The sequence below is a fragment of the Colwellia sp. TT2012 genome (genome assembly GCF_001440345.1).
GTDB lineage: Bacteria > Pseudomonadota > Gammaproteobacteria > Enterobacterales > Alteromonadaceae > Colwellia.
Genome location: NZ_LJYX01000005.1, coordinates 1 through 963, shown reverse-complemented (window position 1 = coordinate 963; position 963 = coordinate 1). Strand labels below are relative to the sequence as shown.

1 pseudogene is annotated in these 963 nt (G+C 40.6%); it reads left to right on the top strand.

Annotated elements, in window-relative coordinates:
• Nucleotides 1-868: pseudogene (locus ASU03_RS20990) on the top strand (TonB-dependent receptor); the annotation flags it as partial.
• Nucleotides 869-963 lie beyond the last annotated feature (95 nt).

The window sequence follows — 963 nt, the reverse complement described above, 5'->3', positions numbered from 1 at the left end:
GTTACATGGCAACTACAATGAAGCCGCTGCCGACAATGAGGATTCTGACACCTTTGGTCGTCGTCTAACCTTATCTTATCAAGGCAAATATTTTGATGAAACAGTAGGCATTGATGTTGGCTGGGCCAATATGTTTCAACCTACCGTTTCCAGTCGTTTTGTTAACTATCAATATGATGCACAAGCCTTACCTGCCGCCTACGATGTTGCTCCCGACAGCATTTTAGTTTCTTCTGGTTTCGAAATTAATGAGCGTGGCGGTGAAGATGAGCGTAACGCGTTTACCTTAGCACTAAACTGGGAGCCAAGAGATGATCTGCGCTTTCAGTTCGATGGTTTTCACTCTAAGTTTGACTCAAACAAATGGGATCGCGGCTTACGTATTTCAGGTATAAATAATATTGCCACCCCTGGTGCAGGGTTATTAATTGACAACCCTTTATCTGCCGATGGTGCACTTGTTGGTGGTACTATCTACAGAGATCCAAATGGCACTTTGCGTGCTCGTCCGTATCAAGGGACCCCACGTGATATAAACATCCAATCACAAGCCGATGCTAATACTACTAGTAGTTCATCATCAGCCTTTGGCTTACGTGGTGATTGGGATATTACTGATGACTTGATGATGACAGTTGGTATATCTCATTCTGAAGGTGAAGAAGAATACAAAGATCAGGTTTTGCGTATGGCCTACTTTGAAGATTCAAGTGCGCCAACACCAATTATTGATGATAATGTAATTTTTAGCTATCAGCTAAATAGTTTAAATAACCCTAATCTTCAATTTCATCAAGACTTCACTGACACTTCACACATGATGGTAACTATTTCGGAGTCGTACCCGCATATTGATTCAAACTCTTAAGACGCTATTCGTGTTAATTTTACTTACCAACTAGAAAGTGACATATTTAGTTCAGCAAAGATTGTCTTTCGTTCTTCAATCAGTTATTATGACTT